General features: G+C 64.5%; 19 protein-coding genes. 7 read left to right on the forward strand and 12 right to left on the reverse strand.

Annotated features, from left to right (window positions below; all coding sequences use genetic code 11):
- Positions 1-402: 402 nt before the first annotated feature.
- The 4 genes from rplT to pyk form a co-directional block, all read right to left on the reverse strand.
- Positions 403-768, reverse strand: a complete 366-nt coding sequence (rplT, locus tag BMI91_RS09625) for a 50S ribosomal protein L20 (RefSeq protein ID WP_078522551.1) — start codon at positions 766-768, stop codon at positions 403-405.
- An 18-nt stretch (positions 769-786) separates the two neighbouring features.
- Complete coding sequence (gene rpmI / locus BMI91_RS09630; protein ID WP_078542184.1) at positions 787-987, reverse strand: 50S ribosomal protein L35; 201 nt, start codon at positions 985-987, stop codon at positions 787-789.
- Positions 988-1,130: 143 nt separating this feature from the next.
- The gene (locus BMI91_RS09635) at positions 1,131-1,373 is read right to left on the reverse strand and encodes a hypothetical protein (protein ID WP_078604802.1); all 243 of its coding nucleotides are present in this window, start codon (positions 1,371-1,373) and stop codon (positions 1,131-1,133) included.
- Positions 1,374-1,409: 36 nt separating this feature from the next.
- A complete protein-coding gene (pyk, locus tag BMI91_RS09640; protein WP_078542186.1) occupies positions 1,410-2,855 on the reverse strand; it encodes a pyruvate kinase in 1,446 nt (481 codons plus the stop codon).
- Between the two features lie 136 nt (positions 2,856-2,991).
- Between pyk and BMI91_RS09645 the strand changes: the two genes are divergently transcribed.
- From BMI91_RS09645 to BMI91_RS09655, 3 genes are all read left to right on the forward strand, one after another.
- A complete protein-coding gene (locus BMI91_RS09645) occupies positions 2,992-3,738 on the forward strand; it encodes an N-formylglutamate amidohydrolase (protein WP_078604803.1) in 747 nt (248 codons plus the stop codon).
- Between the two features lie 132 nt (positions 3,739-3,870).
- Entirely contained in the window at positions 3,871-4,809 is a 939-nt protein-coding gene (locus tag BMI91_RS09650) for a calcium-binding protein (protein ID WP_078604804.1), read from the forward strand.
- Between the two features lie 215 nt (positions 4,810-5,024).
- Complete coding sequence (locus tag BMI91_RS09655) at positions 5,025-5,534, forward strand: hypothetical protein (RefSeq protein WP_078604805.1); 510 nt, start codon at positions 5,025-5,027, stop codon at positions 5,532-5,534.
- A 91-nt stretch (positions 5,535-5,625) separates the two neighbouring features.
- On the opposite strand, the gene BMI91_RS09660 is transcribed toward BMI91_RS09655, so the two are convergent.
- The 3 genes from BMI91_RS09660 to dgcN form a co-directional block, all read right to left on the reverse strand.
- On the reverse strand, positions 5,626-6,486 hold the full coding sequence (locus tag BMI91_RS09660) for a D-amino-acid transaminase (RefSeq protein ID WP_078522545.1): 861 nt from the start codon (positions 6,484-6,486) through the stop codon (positions 5,626-5,628).
- 19 nt (positions 6,487-6,505) lie between these two features.
- A complete protein-coding gene (gene dgcA, locus BMI91_RS09665) occupies positions 6,506-7,468 on the reverse strand; it encodes an N-acetyl-D-Glu racemase DgcA (RefSeq protein ID WP_078522544.1) in 963 nt (320 codons plus the stop codon).
- 70 nt (positions 7,469-7,538) lie between these two features.
- Positions 7,539-8,540: an N-acetyltransferase DgcN gene (gene dgcN, locus BMI91_RS09670; protein ID WP_078549780.1), complete on the reverse strand. Its 1,002-nt coding sequence runs from the start codon at positions 8,538-8,540 to the stop codon at positions 7,539-7,541.
- 289 nt (positions 8,541-8,829) lie between these two features.
- Between dgcN and BMI91_RS09675 the strand changes: the two genes are divergently transcribed.
- Entirely contained in the window at positions 8,830-9,786 is a 957-nt protein-coding gene (locus BMI91_RS09675; protein WP_078569842.1) for an L-malyl-CoA/beta-methylmalyl-CoA lyase, read from the forward strand.
- A gap of 198 nt (positions 9,787-9,984) precedes the next feature.
- On the opposite strand, the gene BMI91_RS09680 is transcribed toward BMI91_RS09675, so the two are convergent.
- Entirely contained in the window at positions 9,985-10,464 is a 480-nt protein-coding gene (locus tag BMI91_RS09680) for an AraC family transcriptional regulator (RefSeq protein WP_078604806.1), read from the reverse strand.
- Between the two features lie 171 nt (positions 10,465-10,635).
- On the opposite strand from BMI91_RS09680, the gene BMI91_RS09685 reads away from it, so the two are divergent.
- On the forward strand, positions 10,636-11,595 hold the full coding sequence (locus BMI91_RS09685; RefSeq protein WP_078604807.1) for an acetyl-CoA carboxylase carboxyltransferase subunit alpha: 960 nt from the start codon (positions 10,636-10,638) through the stop codon (positions 11,593-11,595).
- 31 nt (positions 11,596-11,626) lie between these two features.
- Here the strand turns inward: BMI91_RS09685 and BMI91_RS09690 are convergent, their stop codons facing one another.
- Positions 11,627-12,847: an MFS transporter gene (locus BMI91_RS09690; protein ID WP_078604808.1), complete on the reverse strand. Its 1,221-nt coding sequence runs from the start codon at positions 12,845-12,847 to the stop codon at positions 11,627-11,629.
- An 83-nt stretch (positions 12,848-12,930) separates the two neighbouring features.
- Here BMI91_RS09690 and BMI91_RS09695 point away from each other — a divergent pair, with 83 nt between their 5' ends.
- The gene (locus BMI91_RS09695) at positions 12,931-13,263 is read left to right on the forward strand and encodes an ArsR/SmtB family transcription factor (RefSeq protein ID WP_078604809.1); all 333 of its coding nucleotides are present in this window, start codon (positions 12,931-12,933) and stop codon (positions 13,261-13,263) included.
- A gap of 99 nt (positions 13,264-13,362) precedes the next feature.
- Here BMI91_RS09695 and BMI91_RS09700 read toward each other — a convergent pair whose 3' ends face one another.
- The 3 genes from BMI91_RS09700 to BMI91_RS09710 are packed head-to-tail and all read right to left on the reverse strand — an operon-like array spanning position 13,363 to position 15,703.
- Positions 13,363-14,139 (reverse strand): lysophospholipid acyltransferase family protein, encoded by a 777-nt coding sequence (locus BMI91_RS09700; protein WP_078604810.1) that lies wholly within the window; start codon positions 14,137-14,139, stop codon positions 13,363-13,365.
- Positions 14,139-15,035, reverse strand: coding sequence for a cell division protein FtsX (locus tag BMI91_RS09705; RefSeq protein ID WP_078542196.1), 897 nt, complete (start codon positions 15,033-15,035; stop codon positions 14,139-14,141). The genes BMI91_RS09700 and BMI91_RS09705 overlap by 1 nt, the downstream gene beginning before the upstream one ends.
- Positions 15,032-15,703 (reverse strand): cell division ATP-binding protein FtsE, encoded by a 672-nt coding sequence (locus tag BMI91_RS09710; RefSeq protein WP_078569836.1) that lies wholly within the window; start codon positions 15,701-15,703, stop codon positions 15,032-15,034. The genes BMI91_RS09705 and BMI91_RS09710 overlap by 4 nt, the downstream gene beginning before the upstream one ends.
- A gap of 138 nt (positions 15,704-15,841) precedes the next feature.
- On the opposite strand from BMI91_RS09710, the gene BMI91_RS20170 reads away from it, so the two are divergent.
- The gene (locus BMI91_RS20170) at positions 15,842-16,987 is read left to right on the forward strand and encodes a zinc-ribbon domain-containing protein (protein WP_078604811.1); all 1,146 of its coding nucleotides are present in this window, start codon (positions 15,842-15,844) and stop codon (positions 16,985-16,987) included.
- The last annotated feature ends 2 nt before the right edge of the window (positions 16,988-16,989 follow it).

The raw sequence follows: 16,989 nt of genomic DNA on the forward strand, positions 1-16,989 counted from the left end.
TTCCCCGGGAATTTGCTTGGCCCACGGGTTAGCCGCGCCGGCGCGCCTTTGCAACCTCGCGCTTGCAGGCAAAGGGCGGATGGGGGCGCTGCCCCCTCTGGCTTCGCCATTCACCCCCGGGATATTTCCCTCGAGAAGAAGCGCAACAGATCCTTAACCAGAATCGGATTGTCTCAGAGACGCGGTACAGGCGGGGACGCCGATGACCGCTCGAGGAGAAGCGCCCGGTCAGCTGCCCGAAACGAGGCTCGGGCCGGGCGTTTTTCTTCCTCTTGGCGGAAATATCCCGGGGGGCTCGTGAAACGAGCGGGGGCGGAGCCCCCTCCCCGGCCGACCAGCCACCCGAAACGAAAAAGGCCGCCCCAGATGGAGCGGCCCTTCCCGAATTCTGTCGCAAGCCGATTACGCGGCGGCGGCGGCTTTCGCCTGCTCGACGATCGCGCCGAAGGCTTCGGGCTCGTGCACGGCGAGATCGGCGAGAACCTTGCGGTCCACTTCGATGCCAGCCTGGTTGAGGCCGAAGATGAACTTCGAGTAGCTCAGATCGGCATCGACGGCGCGCACGGCGGCGTTGATACGCTGGATCCAGAGCGCGCGGAAATTACGCTTACGGGCTTTACGGTCGCGGGTCGCGTATTGGTTCGCCTTGTCGACCGCCTGGGTCGCAGTGCGGAAGTTGCGCGAGCGCGAGGAATAATACCCTTTCGCCTTCTTGAGCACTTTCTTGTGCGCGGCGTGGGTGACCTTACCGGATTTGACGCGTGCCATTGTTCAAGTCTCCCGAGTTCAGCGGTTATAGGGCATGTATTTCTTGACGATCTTCGTATCCGCCTCGCAGAGCACCATGGTGCCCGAGGTTTCGCGGATGAATTTCGTCGAGCGTTTGATCATGCCGTGACGCTTGCCGGCCGGACCCACCTTGACCTTGCCGGTCGCGGTGAACTTGAACCGCTTCTTGGCAGCGGATTTCGTCTTCATCTTGGGCATTTACAGCTCCTTTGCAGGGTGTGGAAGCGCGACTCGGCATGCCACTTAGGCCGGCCGCGCGGGTTCAGAGTGGGCCTGTTAGACGCCGCAGGTCAGTTTGGCAAGGGAAAAATCCGGAACTGCCCCACCCCCGAAGGAAGCCGCTAGTAGTTGACCAAGCGGGCCAATACGCGCGCCACCGCCTCGGGCACCGTCTTGAGCGTGTAGCCCCCCGGTCGGGCGTAGAAGGCCAGCAGGATCAACGCCCCCGCCACCAAAATCCCGATCGTCGCCGCCCGCGGCGGGCGGCTGTCGGAGAAGGCGGAGATCGCAGCCGGGATCGCGATGATCGCGATCGCCAGCCCGATCGTCAGCAGGAGATCGGCATCTACCGAAGAAAGATCCATCGCCTGCGCCCTTGTTACCAACCCTCTCGGGAAAGGTTACTCAGGGTCAGTGCGGTAAATCAATCGCTCATCACAGGGCGCGACGCGCAGAATGTTCGTGGTGCCCTGCACGTTGAACGGCACGCCGGCAGTGACGACGATCTGCTGCGTCTCGTCAGCAAAGCCGAAATCGCGCGCCGCGCGGGCGGCGTTGACGACGGCCTGCTTGAACCGCTCCAGCTCGCCGCACGGAACCGCATGCACGCCCCAGGTCAGCGAGACCCGGCGCAGCGTCGCCTCGATCGGCGAAAGCGCGATGATCGGCACTCGCGGACGCTCCCGCGCGATGAGCGCGATCGTCTTGCCCGATTGCGTATAGGCGCAGATCGCCGCGATGTCGGTGGTCTCGGCGATCTCGCGCGCCGCAGCCACGATCCCGTCGGCGACGGTCTGACGGGCCGCATGGCGCGAGGCTTCGATCACCTCGCGGTAGGTCGGGTCCTTCTCGACCGAGATCGCGACGTTGTTCATCGTCTCGACCGCTTCGACCGGGTAGTTACCCGCCGCGGATTCCGCGCTCAGCATGACCGCATCGGCGCCCTCGTAGATCGCGGTCGCGACGTCGGAGACCTCTGCGCGGGTCGGCATCGGGCTCTCGATCATCGATTCCAGCATCTGCGTCGCCACGATCACGGGCTTCGCCCAGGTGCGGCATTTGCGGATCAGCTGCTTCTGGATCGGCGGCACGGCCTGAACAGGCAGCTCCACGCCCAGATCGCCACGGGCGACCATGATCCCGTCCGAAGCCTGAAGAATCTCGTCGAAGCTGCGCACCGCCGAGGGCTTTTCGATCTTCGACAGGATCGCCGCGCGGCCCTTGGCCAGATCGCGCGCCTCTTCCACGTCCTCGGGACGCTGCACGAAGCTCAGCGCGAGCCAGTCGACGCCCATCTCGCAGGCGAATTCCAGATCCTTGCGGTCCTTCTCCGACAGCGCGGCCAGCGGCAACACCACGTCGGGGACGTTCACGCCCTTGCGGTCCGAGATCGTGCCACCCACGGTGACGGTGCAATTCGCGAAATCATCGCCGCAGTCGTCGACCACCAGACGGATCTTGCCGTCATTGACCAGCAGTTCCGAGCCCGGCTCGAGCGCTTGGAAAATCTCGGGATGCGGCAGGCACACACGATGCGTGGCGCCGGGCGTCTCGTCGAGATCGAAGCGGAACTTGTCGCCATCTTCCAGCTCCGCCCCATGCGCGGCAAAAGTGCCGACGCGCAGTTTCGGGCCCTGAAGATCCGCGAGGATCGCGATCGGGCGGCCGAATTCGGCTTCGAGTTGGCGAATGATGGCGTGCCGAGCGCGATGCTCTTCGTGGCTGCCATGGCTCATGTTCAGGCGGAACACGTCCGCGCCTGCGACGAACAGAGCTTTGATGCTGTCATAGTCCGAGGAAGAAGGGCCCAGCGTAGCCACGATCTTCACGTTGCGAAGGCGTCTCATGCGTCCTCGTTTTCCGTTCAAATTGATGTCATTTCGTGGGCCAAGTAAGCGTATGGCGCAATTTGTCGCGGGCCGCAACTGGCGTGGCGCAATCTTTCCCGTTATCTGAGCCATATCGAGCAAGCGTGAAGAGACTATGAACGAAAAACAGCCCCTTTCGATCACTGGAGAGGCACGGCCCGGACGCTGGCTGGTCACGTGCGATCATGCGCGCAACACCGTGCCCGATTGGGTGGGCGGTGGCGATCTGGGCATCGAGGCCGAGGATATGGCGCGTCACATCGCCTATGACGTCGGCGCGCTGGGGCTTTCGGAGGCGCTGGCGGAGCGGCTCGATTCACCGATGATCGCGAGCGATTTCTCTAGACTGGTGATCGACCCGAACCGGGGCGAGGACGACCCGACGCTGGTGATGAAGCTTTATGACGGCACGATCATCCCCGCGAACCGCCATGCCGACGCGGCAGAGGTCGAGCGGCGGCTGGACCGGCTCTATCGCCCTTATCATGCGGAATATGCCCGGCTCGCGGCGCGGCGCGACGATACGGTGATCTGCGCGGTTCACTCCTTTACACCGCGCCTGCGCGGGCGACCGCCCCGGCCGTGGGATGTCGGCATCCTGCACGCTCCGGCCGATCCGCGCCTCGCCTATGAGATGATCGCGGCGCTCGAAGCCGAGGGCGATCTCTGCGTGGGCGACAACCAACCCTATCTGGGCCATCTGGAAGGCGACTCGATCGACCGCCACGCGCTGGCGCATCGCCGCCCGAACGTGCTGATCGAGCTGCGCAACGATTTGATCGGGACGCCCGAGCAGCAATCCGCATGGGCCGACCGCCTCGCACCGATTCTGACGCGGGTTCTGGCGCAGAGCGGGCTGTAACTGGCGACAGTAATCGCGCGGCGCGAGGGATTGTTTCCAAACGACGTTACTCCTGCCACATTTTGATCACATTCTATTGACGACTTCGTGAGCGTTGCGGATATTTCCCCTGATTTCAGGGGGATATCAACGATGCTCGCGACTCTTCTTCTCGCCTTCCTGCCGATGGCGCTCCTTGTCGGGGCCAGCCTCGACGGTGGCGGCGACCATAAAGATGACCATGACGACGAGGAGGCGGCTCGTCCTGATGAAGAAGGCACCGGCGCAGGCGAGGCGATCGACATCTCCGAGCCCGATCAGCTGACCGAAGGCACGTCGGGCGACGACACGATCCGTGGCACCGATGGGACCGACACGGTGATGGGGCTCGCAGGCAACGACGACATCTATCTCGGCGATGGCAATGACGGCGGCGACCTCTCCCCCGAGGACCAGCAGGCGATGGATCAGGCGACGAGCCTCGGCGAATTCCTCGATCTTTATGAGGCGTCAGGGGTTTTCGGCGCGGTCGGCGGCTCGGGCGACGACTATATAGACGCAGGCGCGGGCAACGACTCGATCACCGGCAGCCAGGGCGATGATACGCTGCGCGGCAATCTCGGTGCCGATTACCTCATGGATGCGGAAGGGTCGAACGCCCTCTATGGCGGCTATGGCGATGACGAACTTTATGCCAGCGATCTGGACGGCGCGCCCGACCTGCTCGATGGCGGCGCGAATAACGACTACCTCAATGGCGACGACGGCGACACGATGACCGGCGGCACCGGCTCGGATTGGTTCGGGGTCGATTGGACGGAGGGGGACGCGCCGGTAACCGTGACCGATTTCGGACAGCTCGACCCGACCCCGGCCCCCGGCGCGCTCGGCGAATTTCTGGGCATCGAGGTGGACGACCTCGACAACGTGTCCGACTTCACCGTCTCTCAAAGCGGCAGCGACTCCATCGTGTCGATCAATGGCCAGCAGGTCGCGACGCTCAAGGATGTCGAATATACCGCGCTCAAGGCGGCGGGCGGCGCGATCTATGCCACCGACGGACTCAACTACGGTCAGCCAGTCTACGCCTGACCCGTTCTCGAATCGTGCCGAGAGGCCGCCGATCGCGCGGCCTCCTTCCGTTTCGGTAAAGCCCCAAAAACGCGACCATATCCGATCGCGATACTAATCCCCGTCATTCTCTCTGATGGTTAACGACCCCTGAACAATGGGCCGGTTTCGGCCTCACAAAGCTTTTGCGCAAACCGACAAATGTCGCGACGATCAAGGCAAGATCAGGAGAAAACATGCTCGCCTTGTTCATCGCCACTACCATCGCGTTATGCCTTCTCGGCTGGGCCGAGGGTCTGCCGCGCCAGCGCCAGGTTCGCGCCGCCGCCGACACCGGAGCGGAAGCCGCCACGGTGACCGCTGCGCCCGCGCAGGTCTCTTCGCCGAAAGAGGCGCTCGGCGCTTCGGCGGAGGACGCGAACGACCTCGATGCCGCCGTGATGATGCGCATCGAAGCGCTGCTGGCGCATCCGAACCAACAGGCCGATACCCGCGCACACGCTCCGGCACCTGCACCCGCCGCAGGCCCCGAGCCGCTGCCCCGCATAAACGGGTTCGAACCGGGCGACGCCATCGCCCTCGATTTCACCGGCTCTGCGCCGCGTCGCGACGACATCACCTTCCGCACCTGCGCCGAAGGCACGCTCGTCGTGATCGAAGGTCAGGCCGAGCTGGTCATCACAGGCATCGCGCCCGAGCAAATCGCGCCAGATGCCTTCCAATTCCGCGCTCATGCGGCGGCCTGAGAGACACCGCCCGCATGACAGGAAAAGACCCCGGTTGGGCTGGCCGGGGTCTTTTCTTTTTTAAATTCTGGATGTTGCGCCTCGGCGCGGATCAGATCGCGGCCTTGCGGCTCTCGTCGAGATAGATCTCGCGCAGACGCATAGCCACCGGGCCAACCGCGCCCTCGCCCACCGCCTCGCCGTCGATCTCCACCACCGGCATCACGAAAGCCGAGGCCGACGTGAAGAAGGCTTCATCCGCACCCTGAGCCTCTTCGATGGTGAAGGGACGCTCCTCGATCTCCATCTGGCTCTCGGCGGCATATTTCAGCAGCGAAGCGCGGGTGATCCCGTGCAGGATGTCGTGGCTCAGATGCCGCGTGATGATCTTGTTGCCCTTCACGATATAGACGTTGTTCGACGAGCCTTCGGTCACGAAGCCATCTTCCACGAACCACGCATCGTTCTTGCCCGCCTTCTCGGCCGCCATCTTGGCCATCGACGGATAGAGCAGCTGCACGGTCTTGATGTCGCGGCGATGCCAGCGGAGGTCGGGCAGCGAGATCACCTTGATGCCCTGTTTCGCCTTCGGATCGTCGGCGAGGTTCGGCTTCGACTGGGTATACAGCACCACGGTCGGGGGCGTGCCCTCCGGCGGGTAGTGGAAATCGCGATCGCCCGCATTCCCGCGCGAGACCTGAAGGTAGATCATCCCTTCGTCGAGATCGTTCCGCTTGACCAGTTCGCGGTGAATCTCGATCCATTCGTCTCGGGTCAGATCGCAGGTCATCTCCAGCTCCGCCAGCGAGCGACCGAGCCGGTTCATGTGACCTTCGAATTCGAGGATCTTGCCGCCCAGAACGGAAGTCACCTCATAGACCGCATCGCCCATCACGAAACCACGGTCGAAGACGGAGACCTTTGCCTCTTCCTCGGGAATATACTCTCCGTTGAGATAGACGATCCGGCTCATATTCTTGCTCCTTGAAAACTCAGCCCCAGAGTTCCGGCTCCGGCGGCTCCACCACGCTGCCCTTGTAACGCAGCGGCACATCGCGGTCTTCGGCCAGAAGCAGCGGGCCGTCAAGATCGACGTAATCCGCCCCCTGCGCGACCAGCATCGCCGGCGCCATCGCAAGGCTCGATCCCACCATGCAGCCGACCATCACGCCGAACCCTTCGGCGCGCGCGAGATCGCGCAGCCGCAAGGCCTCGGTCAGACCGCCGGTCTTGTCCAGCTTGATGTTGATGACGTCGTATTTGCCGCGCAGATCGGTAAGCCCGTCGCGCGTATGGCAGCTCTCATCGGCGCAGATCGGCACCAGCCGCTGAATATCCGACAGCGCCTCGTCCCCCGCCGCAGGCAAAGGCTGCTCGACCAGCGCGACACCCAGCTTCTTCAGCTCGGCCTGAATGTCGAGGAAAGTCTCGATCTCCCAGCCCTCGTTCGCATCGACGATGATCTTCGACTCCGGCGCGCCCTCGCGTACCGCGCGCAGACGCGGCATGTCCTCGGGCGTGCCGAGCTTGATTTTCAGCAACGGACGATGCGCATGTTCGGCGGCCGCCGCGCGCATTTTCTCCGGCTCGTCCAGCGACAGCGTATAGGCTGTGGTCTGGCTCACCGGCTTGTCCAACCCAGCCAGCTCCCAGACCGGAACGCCCTTCTTCTTGGCTTCCCAATCCCACAAAGCGCAATCGACCGCGTTGCGCGCGGCGCCTGCGGGCAGCGCCTCTTGCAGCTCCGCACGGGAAATCCCTTGCGGAAGGCTTTCGATCTGCGCGGTAACGCTGTCGAGGCTTTCGCCGTACCGCGCATAGGGCACGCATTCGCCCCGCCCCGTCACGCCGTCGCGCTCCAGCGTCACGCTCAGCACATGCGCTTCGGTGCGCGAGCCGCGCGCGATGGTAAAGACCTGCGCCAGCTTGAACGTATCATGACTCACCCGGATCATCCGCGCCCCCCTTCGACTTGGTGCAAATATCCCCGCCGGAGGCATCCGGCAGGGGTCACAAGCGAGACAATCAGATCGCGGCGAGCGCGTCCACCAGCTTGCCAGCACCGAAGCGGAACGGATCGGTCGTGGGCAGACCCATTTCTTCCTCGACCTTCGCGAGATAGGCCTTCGCCTCGTCCTCACCCATCTTCTGAGTGTTGACCGAGATGCCGACCACCTGACAGGCGGGATTGGCGACCTTCGCCAGCGCCAGCGCCATATCGCTCAGCTCCTGCAGCGAGGGCAGTTTGTAGCCCGGCAGCCCGCGCATATGGGTACGCGTCGGCTCATGCGCGAGGATCAGCGCGTCGGGCTGACCGCCATGGATCAGCGCCATCGTCACGCCCGAATAGGAGACGTGGAACAGGCTGCCCTGCCCCTCGATCAGGTCCCAATGGTCGGGATCGTTATCGGGCGTGAGGTATTCGATCGAGCCGGCCATGAAGTCCGCGATCACAGCATCGAGCGGCACGCCGTCCCCGGTGATCAGGATGCCGGTCTGGCCGGTCGCGCGGAACGTGGCCTTCATACCGCGCTCGCGCATCTCGCGCTCCATGCAAAGCGCGGTATACATCTTGCCCGCCGAGCAATCGGTGCCCACGGCAAGGCAGCGCTTGCCGGTGCGCTTCTCGCCATTCGCGATCGGGTATTTCACCGACGGGATGCGCACGTCATGCAGCTGACGCCCGCAGGCCTTCGCCACCGCGACCAGATCGGGCTCGTCGCGCAGCAGGTTGTGCAGGCCCGACGCGAGGTCGAGACCTTCTTCCAGCGCCTCGATCAGCACTTTCTTCCAGCCCTGCGAGATCAGGCCGCCACGGTTTGCGACGCCGATCACCAGCGTCTTGCAGCCTTGTGCGATGGCTTCTTTGATATCGAGATCGGGGATGCCCATGTCGGCTTGGCATCCCTCCATCCGGTACTGGCCGACGGCATATTCGGGCCGCCAGTCCTTGATCCCCTGCGCGACTTTCGCGGACAAGGGATCGGGGGCGTCGCCCAGGAACAGTAGATAAGGGGTGTCGATCAGCGACATGCGGGTCTCCCTGTGGTCTGTGTTTTGTCTTGTTTGTTGATGATATTAGGGCGCGGCGCAAAAATTTCTTGGGGATTTCCGTGCAACATTTCCGACAAAACGGAAGATCCTTCGGCAAAAGCGCCAACTCGCCGCAATTTCGTGCATAACCCGGATTTTCGGATGCCAGCAATGCTGCAGCGCGGCCCTGATTCTGCACTTGCAAAATCGCCTTGCAAGAGACCGCGCAACAATATACCCAATCCGCAACCCAAAACGTAACTTCCTTGCGAAAGGCCGCTTCATGAGCTTCCGCGTTCAACCCACGCCCCCTGCCCGCCCGAACCGCTGCCAGCTTTTCGGCCCCGGCTCGAACACCAAGCTCTTCCCGAAGATGGCTGCCTCCGCCGCCGATGTGATCAACCTCGACCTCGAAGATTCGGTCGCGCCCAACGATAAGGCGCAGGCGCGGCGCAACATCATTCAGGCCAGCCACGAGATCGACTGGGGCAACAAATACCTCTCGGTCCGCATCAACGGCCTCGACACGCCCTATTGGTATCGCGACGTGGTCGAACTGCTCGAAGAAGGCTCCGAGCGCATCGACCAGATCATGATCCCGAAAGTCGGCTGCGCGGCGGATGTCTATGCGGTCGACGCGCTGGTCACGGCGATCGAAACCGCGAAGGGCCGCACGAAGAAAATCTCGCTCGAAGTCATCATCGAAAGCGCCGCCGGTCTCGCGCATGTTGAGGAAATCGCTGCATCTTCTCCGCGCCTGCAGGCGATGAGCCTCGGTGCCGCCGACTTCGCCGCCTCGATGGGCATGCAGACCACCGGCATCGGCGGGACGCAGGAAAACTACTACATGCTGCGCAACGGCGAAAAGCATTGGTCCGACCCGTGGCACTGGGCGCAGGCCGCCATCGTGGCCGCCTGCCGCACTCACGGCATTTTGCCGGTCGATGGCCCGTTCGGCGATTTCTCCGACGATGACGGCTTCCGCGCGCAGGCCCTACGCTCGGCGACGCTTGGCATGGTGGGCAAATGGGCCATCCATCCCAAGCAGATTTCCCTTGCAAATGAGGTCTTTACGCCGTCTGATGAGGCTGTGACCGAGGCCCGTGAAATCCTCGCGGCGATGGAAGAGGCCAAGGCACGCGGCGAGGGTGCGACCGTCTACAAAGGCCGTCTCGTCGACATTGCGTCAATCAAACAAGCCGAAGTGATTGTAAGACAAGCCGAAATGATTAAAGATTAAGCCGCGCGCGAACGAATCGCGATATAGTTATCGAATCCCGGAGCGGTTGGGAGGGGAGGCCCGGCCGCATGAGGGAAAAGGAGCGCCCTGGCTTACGGCCGGGGCGTTTCCGTTTTTCTAGCCCCGGGGAATCCCACGCAAACGCCATCTAGCCGCGCTGTGCGACGGCCCGATGACAGTTCCGCAAATCGCAGCGCCTCAGCCCTGCAGCGGCAAGCGGATCTCCGTCAGCAAATCTTCCGGCTTCGTGTTCATCGGATCGTTGAGATAGACCTCGTAGGCCACGAGGTCGCGATGCTCCATGCCAGACGCCGGGAACCAATCCTCGTCCAGCCAGCGATACGCGTCGGGCAGTTGCTCATAGGGCCCCTTCACGGTCACCACCGCATATTTTCCGGCCGGATAGCGAATCTCCGCAAGCGGCGGGAAGATCACGAACCCCTCGCCCACCGCAAAACAGGCATGAGAGCGCAGCTCCTCCGCCGGCACTTTGCGCGGATTGTCGTGCCCGATCATCGCCGCGTGCTCGACTTCCGCCCAGGACGGCTCGGGGATCAGCGAAACAAGTTTCTGAAAGACCGGGCCGACCGACGGGTAAGGCCCTTTATGTGCCAGCCCGGCAAGCCGCACCGCTGGCATCTCTTTGATCTCGACTTCATACGCCAAATTAACCCTCATCCGGTTAAAGCGCGCGTTTCCTCGATTACTCTATCACCTCCCATCCGCCGCGCCTATGAGGCAAGGCGCCGCCGCTCGTGCAATCGGGACGCGCCCGCCATGCGCCACCCAGTTGCAATTCCCGAGCGTTGAAGACATTAAGGGCGCGAGTTTCCGGATGCGGAGTGATCCATGACCTATCTCGAATTCGAAAAGCCGCTGGCAGAGATCGAAGGCAAAGCCGAAGAGCTGCGCGCGCTGGCCCGGCAAAACGAAGAGATGGATGTCGACAAGGAAGCGTCAGCCCTCGACAAGAAGGCCGAGGCGATGCTGCGCGACCTCTACAAAGACCTGTCGCCCTGGCGCAAATGTCAGGTCGCACGCCATCCCGACCGTCCGCATTGCAAGGACTATATCGACCAGCTCTTCACCGAGTACACGCCGCTCGCGGGCGATCGCAACTTCGCCGACGATCACGCGGTGATGGGCGGCCTCGCACGTCTCGGCGACAAGCCGGTGATGGTGATCGGCCATGAGAAGGGCAACGACACCGCAAGCCGCATCGAGCGCAACTTCGGCATGGCCCGCCCCGAGGGCTATCGCAAGGCGATCCGTCTGATGGACATGGCCGCCCGCTTCGGCCTGCCGGTCGTCGCTCTGATCGACACCCCCGGCGCCTATCCCGGCAAGGGCGCGGAAGAGCGCGGCCAGTCCGAAGCCATCGCCCGCTCGACCGAAAAATGCCTGCAGATCGGCGTGCCGCTGATCTCGGTCATCATCGGCGAAGGCGGCTCGGGCGGCGCCGTGGCCTTCGCCACCGGCGACCGCGTCGCGATGCTGGAACATTCCGTCTATTCGGTGATCTCGCCCGAAGGCTGCGCCTCGATCCTGTGGAAGGATTCCGAGAAGATGCGCGAAGCCGCCGAGGCGCTGCGCCTGACCGCGCAGGATCTCAAGAAGCTCGGCGTGATCGACCGCATCATCTCCGAACCGATGGGCGGCGCACAGCGCGACGCCGCGGCGACCATCGCCTCGGTCGGCTCGGAAATCTCGCTGATGCTGGCAGAGCTGGAGGGCAAGAAGCCCGCCGATCTGATCAAGGCACGCCGCAAGAAGTTTCTCGACATGGGCACGAAGGGGCTTTCGGCCTAAACTCGAAGCCCCCGCGCATCGTGAACCGGCCTCACGCCGGTTCCGCCTGCCTGCGCATCAACCCCGCCCCAAGTGCAAGCGCGATGATGACCGCGCCGTAGATCTCGGTCGTCAGCCGCAGCCCCAGTTCCGGCACCGCCAGCCCTGCCAGCACCGCGGGCACCCCGAAGGCCGAGTAAGCCAGCGTGAACAGTGCCGCGAACAGCCCGCCACGCTCATCCGGTGCGGCCAGCGGTGCGAGCGAACGCAACACCCCCGCGAAACAGGTACCAAAGCCGATCCCCGCGATAAAAACGCTCGCGAGATAGAGCGCGAAACTCCCCGTCGTGAGCGCCGCCAGCGACAGCACCGTGCCCAGCACCAGCCCGTCCGTCCCCAGAAGCGCGATACGGCGCGGCGCCAGATTGCGCGTAGCGTAGCACGAGGCCGCTCCGGTCCCCGATAGCAGCGCGACGATCGCCCCCTGCGCCAGCGCGGTGTGAACCTCGAACACCTGCGCGACGATCGGCGCTCCCAGCGACAGGAATAGCGAGCCGGTCCCCCACCCCGCCAGCACCGCAGGCGCACCGCGCCGGAAGGCCGCACGGATATGGGGCGGCACAGAGACCTGCGGGCGCAGCGAGGCCAGCATCCCCTCATGGCGCGGCGCGGTTTCCGGCGGCAGCCAGACCAGCACCGCCAGCAGGCCATAGATCAGCGCGAGCCCGAGGAAGGTCACCAGACGCGGCGCAGGCGCGTAGGCCAGCAACGCCCCGCCCGCGAGCGCCCCGGCCGCCAGCCCCGCCAAGGGCGCGACCGCGTTCCAGACTGCCGCGAGACCGGGCCGCGCAGACGGCTCATGATCGGTCGAACTCGCACTCAGCGTCGAGATCAGCAGGCCGCTCGCCAGCCCCTGCAACACCCGCGCCAGCAGCAGCGCCATCGCCGTATCCGCCCAGAGGAATTCGAGCATTCCAAGCGCCAACAGCACGAAGCCCACCGACAGAACCGGTCGCCGCCCGAGATGATCGGAGAGCCGACCGAAGACCAGCAGGGTCACTAGAAGCGCCCCGGCATAGATCGCGAAAATTCCCGTCATCATCGCCGAGGAAAAGCCGATCTGCGTCTGCAGGACCGGGTAGAAGGGCGACGGTGCGCTCGCACCCGCCAACATCAGAACGAGCCCCGTGATTGCCAGCACGAAGCCTGCCGGGCTCCGCGCAGGAGGATTTGGAGATGCGGCGCGCGGGCCAGAATCCGTCTCGTCGGTCATCGCTGTCTCCTGATGCGATTGGTTCGAAAATTGTCGAACCTCCACATACTCGACATGGCCGATGGTTCAAGTATTATCGAACCATGAGCGCGCCCCCCGAACTCCCGCATCCCCCCGCTGACTCGCTGTCTCTGTCGCAAGTGCTCTTCGCGCTAAGCGACCCGGCGCGGCGCGAGATCGCGCGCAATCTGCGCGAGGGACCGCTCGAAGCTGCGGCCTGCAGCGCCGTGGCAGCGGATGTCCCGAAGTCGACAAAATCTCACATTCTCAAGGTCTTGCGGGAATCCGGCGTAATCCGGAACGAGCCGAACCCGAACGGGCGCGGCCGCCTGCTCACCCTGCGCCGGGACGACCTTGAGGCGCGCTTCCCCGGCCTGATCGACCCAATCCTCGACGCCGATCTGCGCGAAAGCTGATCACGCCAACGTGTTCGGCGCATGCCACTTGCAGCGCCGCGGAACCTCTTCCTCTTGGCAGAAATATCCCCGCCGGAGGCTCCCTCCGCCGCCACCCGCTCAGGGCTTCGGCAGCTCGAACCCGGCCTCCAACATCAGCGCATCCGAGCGCGGCTCGACCACCGCCTCGACCGCCGCCAGCGTCTGCGGCGCAGAGCCCGCCGCTTCGATCACCGGCAGGAACTCGGTCACCGCCACGCCCGACCGGATCGGCCAGCCGCGCTTGCTCCAGAACAGGCCCGCATTGGTCGCGGCGGGAACCACCGGCAGCTTCGTGGCCTCGGCCACGACACCCACGCCCTGCTTGTAGCGGCGCCTCTCGCCCGGCGGCACGCGCGTGCCCTCGGGATAGATGATCAGTTGCCCCAGCCCATGCGTCGCGCGCGCCTCTTCGACCGCGCCCAGCATCACCTTCATCGCCTCCGACCCCTTGGAGCGGTCGATCGGAATGCAGCCCGCCTTATGCGCGAACCACCCCATCACCGGCACGTTCAACAGCGCCTTCTTCATCACGAAAGCCCGGCGCGGCAGGTGATTGGCGAGGATCAGAATGTCGAAAAAGCTCTGATGCTTGGCAGCGACGATGCAGTCGCCCTCGGGCGGCGTGCCGCGCAGCTCATAGCGCAGCCCCAGATAGACCCGCGCCATATCCAGCAGATGCTGCGTCCAGATTCCGGCGGTGCGATGCACGCCGGCCCGCCCCTTGGGCAGCACCTGAAACACAAGCCCCCAGGCCCCGATCAGCACCGTCGCGAGCGCGATGTGAACGTAGTACAGCCCGGTCATCACATGGGTCAGCGGCGTGACTTTTCCGGGGCGGCGCGAAGGGTCGGACATCAGCGAAGTCTCCTGAGCATACGCAGCGCGGCGAAACGGGTGGCGGCAAAGGCCACGATCGCGGCGATCGGCGGAATGATCAATGGCCAGAGCCATGCGGCCCCGGAAAAGCCCAAACCGGTGAGGAAGCCGCCCGCAGCCTCGGTCGAAGGCAGCAGCGCCACCGCCAGCATCCCCAAGACCGTGCCCGCCACCGCACCGATCAGCCCGCGCGTGGTGAAGCGACGCACGAAGGCCCGCGCGATGAAGGCGTCTTTCGCGCCCACCAACCGCAGCGTCGCGATCACCTGACCGTTCGCGGCCAGCGCGGCCTGTGCGGCCAGCGTGATCATCCCCGCCATTGCGCCGAAGATCAGCAGCAGCGACAGCAGGCCGAGCGTGCGAATCCGCTCCGCCGCCGCAACCAGCGGACGCCGCCAGCGGGTATGATCGTCAAAGATCGCGCCGGGCGCTTCGGCCTGCAGCCGCAGCCGCAGCCCCTCGGCGTCGACACCCGCGCCGGTCTCGGTCACCGCGATCAGCTTCGGCAGCGGCAACGCATCCACCGGCAGATCGGGACCGAACCACGGCTTCAGCAGCCCCTTCATCTCGTCATCGCCCATCACTCGCGACGAGGCGACGCCCGGCGTCGTCTTCAGCACTTCCTGCACGGCGGCGACCTGCGCATCCATCTGCTCGGGCGGGGCGGAGATGCGGATCGTGGCCGAGCGCGCGAGACTATCCGCCCAGCGATCCGCAAGCCGCCCCGTCGCCAGAGACAGCGCCAGCGCGAAAACCGCAAGAAACGCCATCGCGGCCGCGGTGAACAGCGTCAGCCGCGCGGTGAACCCGGTCGGCGGCACGACCCGATCCGGCCCGGTCGTCTCGGAGGCGAATGTCAGCAAGGTCAGCTTCACAGATCGGCCCCCGCCGTATGCAGATGGCGCTTCGCGATGCGCAGAACCCGCGCCGAGACCTGCGGTTTCGCCTGCCGGATCAGGTTCAGATCGTGGGTCGCGATCACCACCGTCTTGCCCATCTTGTTCAGCTCGACCAGCAGCGACAGCAGCCGCAGCGACATCTCCCAATCGAGGTTGCCCGTCGGCTCGTCAGCCAGGATCACGTCCGGCGACATGATGACCGCGCGGGCCAAAGCGACCCGCTGCCGTTCCCCGCCCGACAGTTGCGGCGGCAGCGCATTCGCCTGCCGTTTCAGCCCGACCCAGGCCAGCAATTCGCGCAGCTGGGTCATGTCGGGCGTGCGGCGATTGACCGTCATCGGCAGCGCCACGTTCTCCTCCACCGAGAGGTGATCGAGGAATTGGCAGTCCTGATGCACGACGCCAATGCGCTGGCGCAGCCCGGCGATTTCGTCCCGGTCCATCCCGCGCACATCCTTGCCGAACAAGGACAAATGCCCTGCCGTCGGCAGCAATTCCGCGTAGCATAATTTGAGAAATGTGGTCTTCCCGGCCCCCGACGGTCCGGTCAGAAAATGGAATGACCCCGGGGCAAGCGTCAGGGACATATCGCTAAGGAGCTCCGCCCCGCTATAGCTCATCGCCACATTTTGCAGCTCGATCACTGCCAGCCCCTTTACTTGGTGCGCGCTTCGCGAATTAAGTGGCCCAAATCATTTGGACATTCCGCCCGCGCTTGCTACAACATAAGAAAGTGGTTGGCCAGAACGGCAAAACGCCAACACGGGCAGGGATGGGACAATATGCGGTTGGTTTGCCCCAATTGCGGTGCGCAATACGAAGTGGATGACGCTGTCATCCCAGATGGCGGACGGGATGTGCAATGCTCCAATTGCGGGCACGGCTGGTTCCAGCCGAGCAAGGATATGCTTTCTGCCGAGCCCGACACCACAACCGCAGCGCCCCCGCCCGAAGGTTGGGATCTCGACACCGAGACGGAGGCAGAGGCAGTGGCTGCACCCGAGGAGGCTGAGGCTGAGGTGATGGCGGAGACGCCCGCCGAATCTGAGCCCGTTTCCGAACCCGAACAAGTTTCCGAGCCCGAACAAGTTTCCGAGCCCGAGCCGCTTCCCGAACCCGAACAACAACCCGAGCCCGAGGCCGCAACGCCCCTGCCCGAGCCTGAGCCAGTCGTGACGACGCAAAGCACGGACGACACGGATGCCGCCATTGCGGCGATGGTCTCGACGCCGGAGCCCGAGGATCAGGACGACGACGAGGAAGAGCCGGGCCTCGGCCCTGCCCCGCGTGTCGGCGCGACCCCGCGCAAACCGCTCGATGACGGGCTGCTGTCGATCCTGCGCGAAGAAGCCGAGCGCGAAGCCGCGCAGCGCCGCGCCGAAGGCTCGAGCGAACTTGAGACGCAAGACGAACTAAACCTCGAAGAGCGCGAGACCAGCGAAGATGCGGAACGCGCCGCCGAGGCCGCCGCCGCCGATCTGGCGCGCCGCCGCAAAAGCGCGCAGGACTTCTCCGATCTCAACGAGTCCGAAGAGGATCGCGTGGCCGACCTGCTCGGCGAGGACGACGAAGACATGCGCGCGATCCGCGGACGCGAACGGCTGCCCGACATCGACGAGATCAATTCGACCCTCACCGCGACCTCGGATCGCGAGGGCGACAGCGTGGCCGAATTCTCGCCGGAAATGGCGCGCCGCCGCCGCTCTGGCTTCAGCCGCGGCTTTATCTTCGTGATGGCGGTCACCGCGATCTTGGCGTTGCTCTATGCCTTTGCGCCGGACATCGCCGCGAAGGTCCCGGCGCTGAAATCGCCGCTGACGCAATATGTCGTGGCGGTGGACGAGGGGCGCATCTGGCTCGACGACCAGTTGCAGATCCTGACGCATCGCCTTTCGCCCGAGGCGACCTCGGACGGCTTCACCGAATAAGT

This window comes from Thioclava sediminum (genome assembly GCF_002020355.1).
GTDB lineage: Bacteria > Pseudomonadota > Alphaproteobacteria > Rhodobacterales > Rhodobacteraceae > Thioclava > Thioclava sediminum.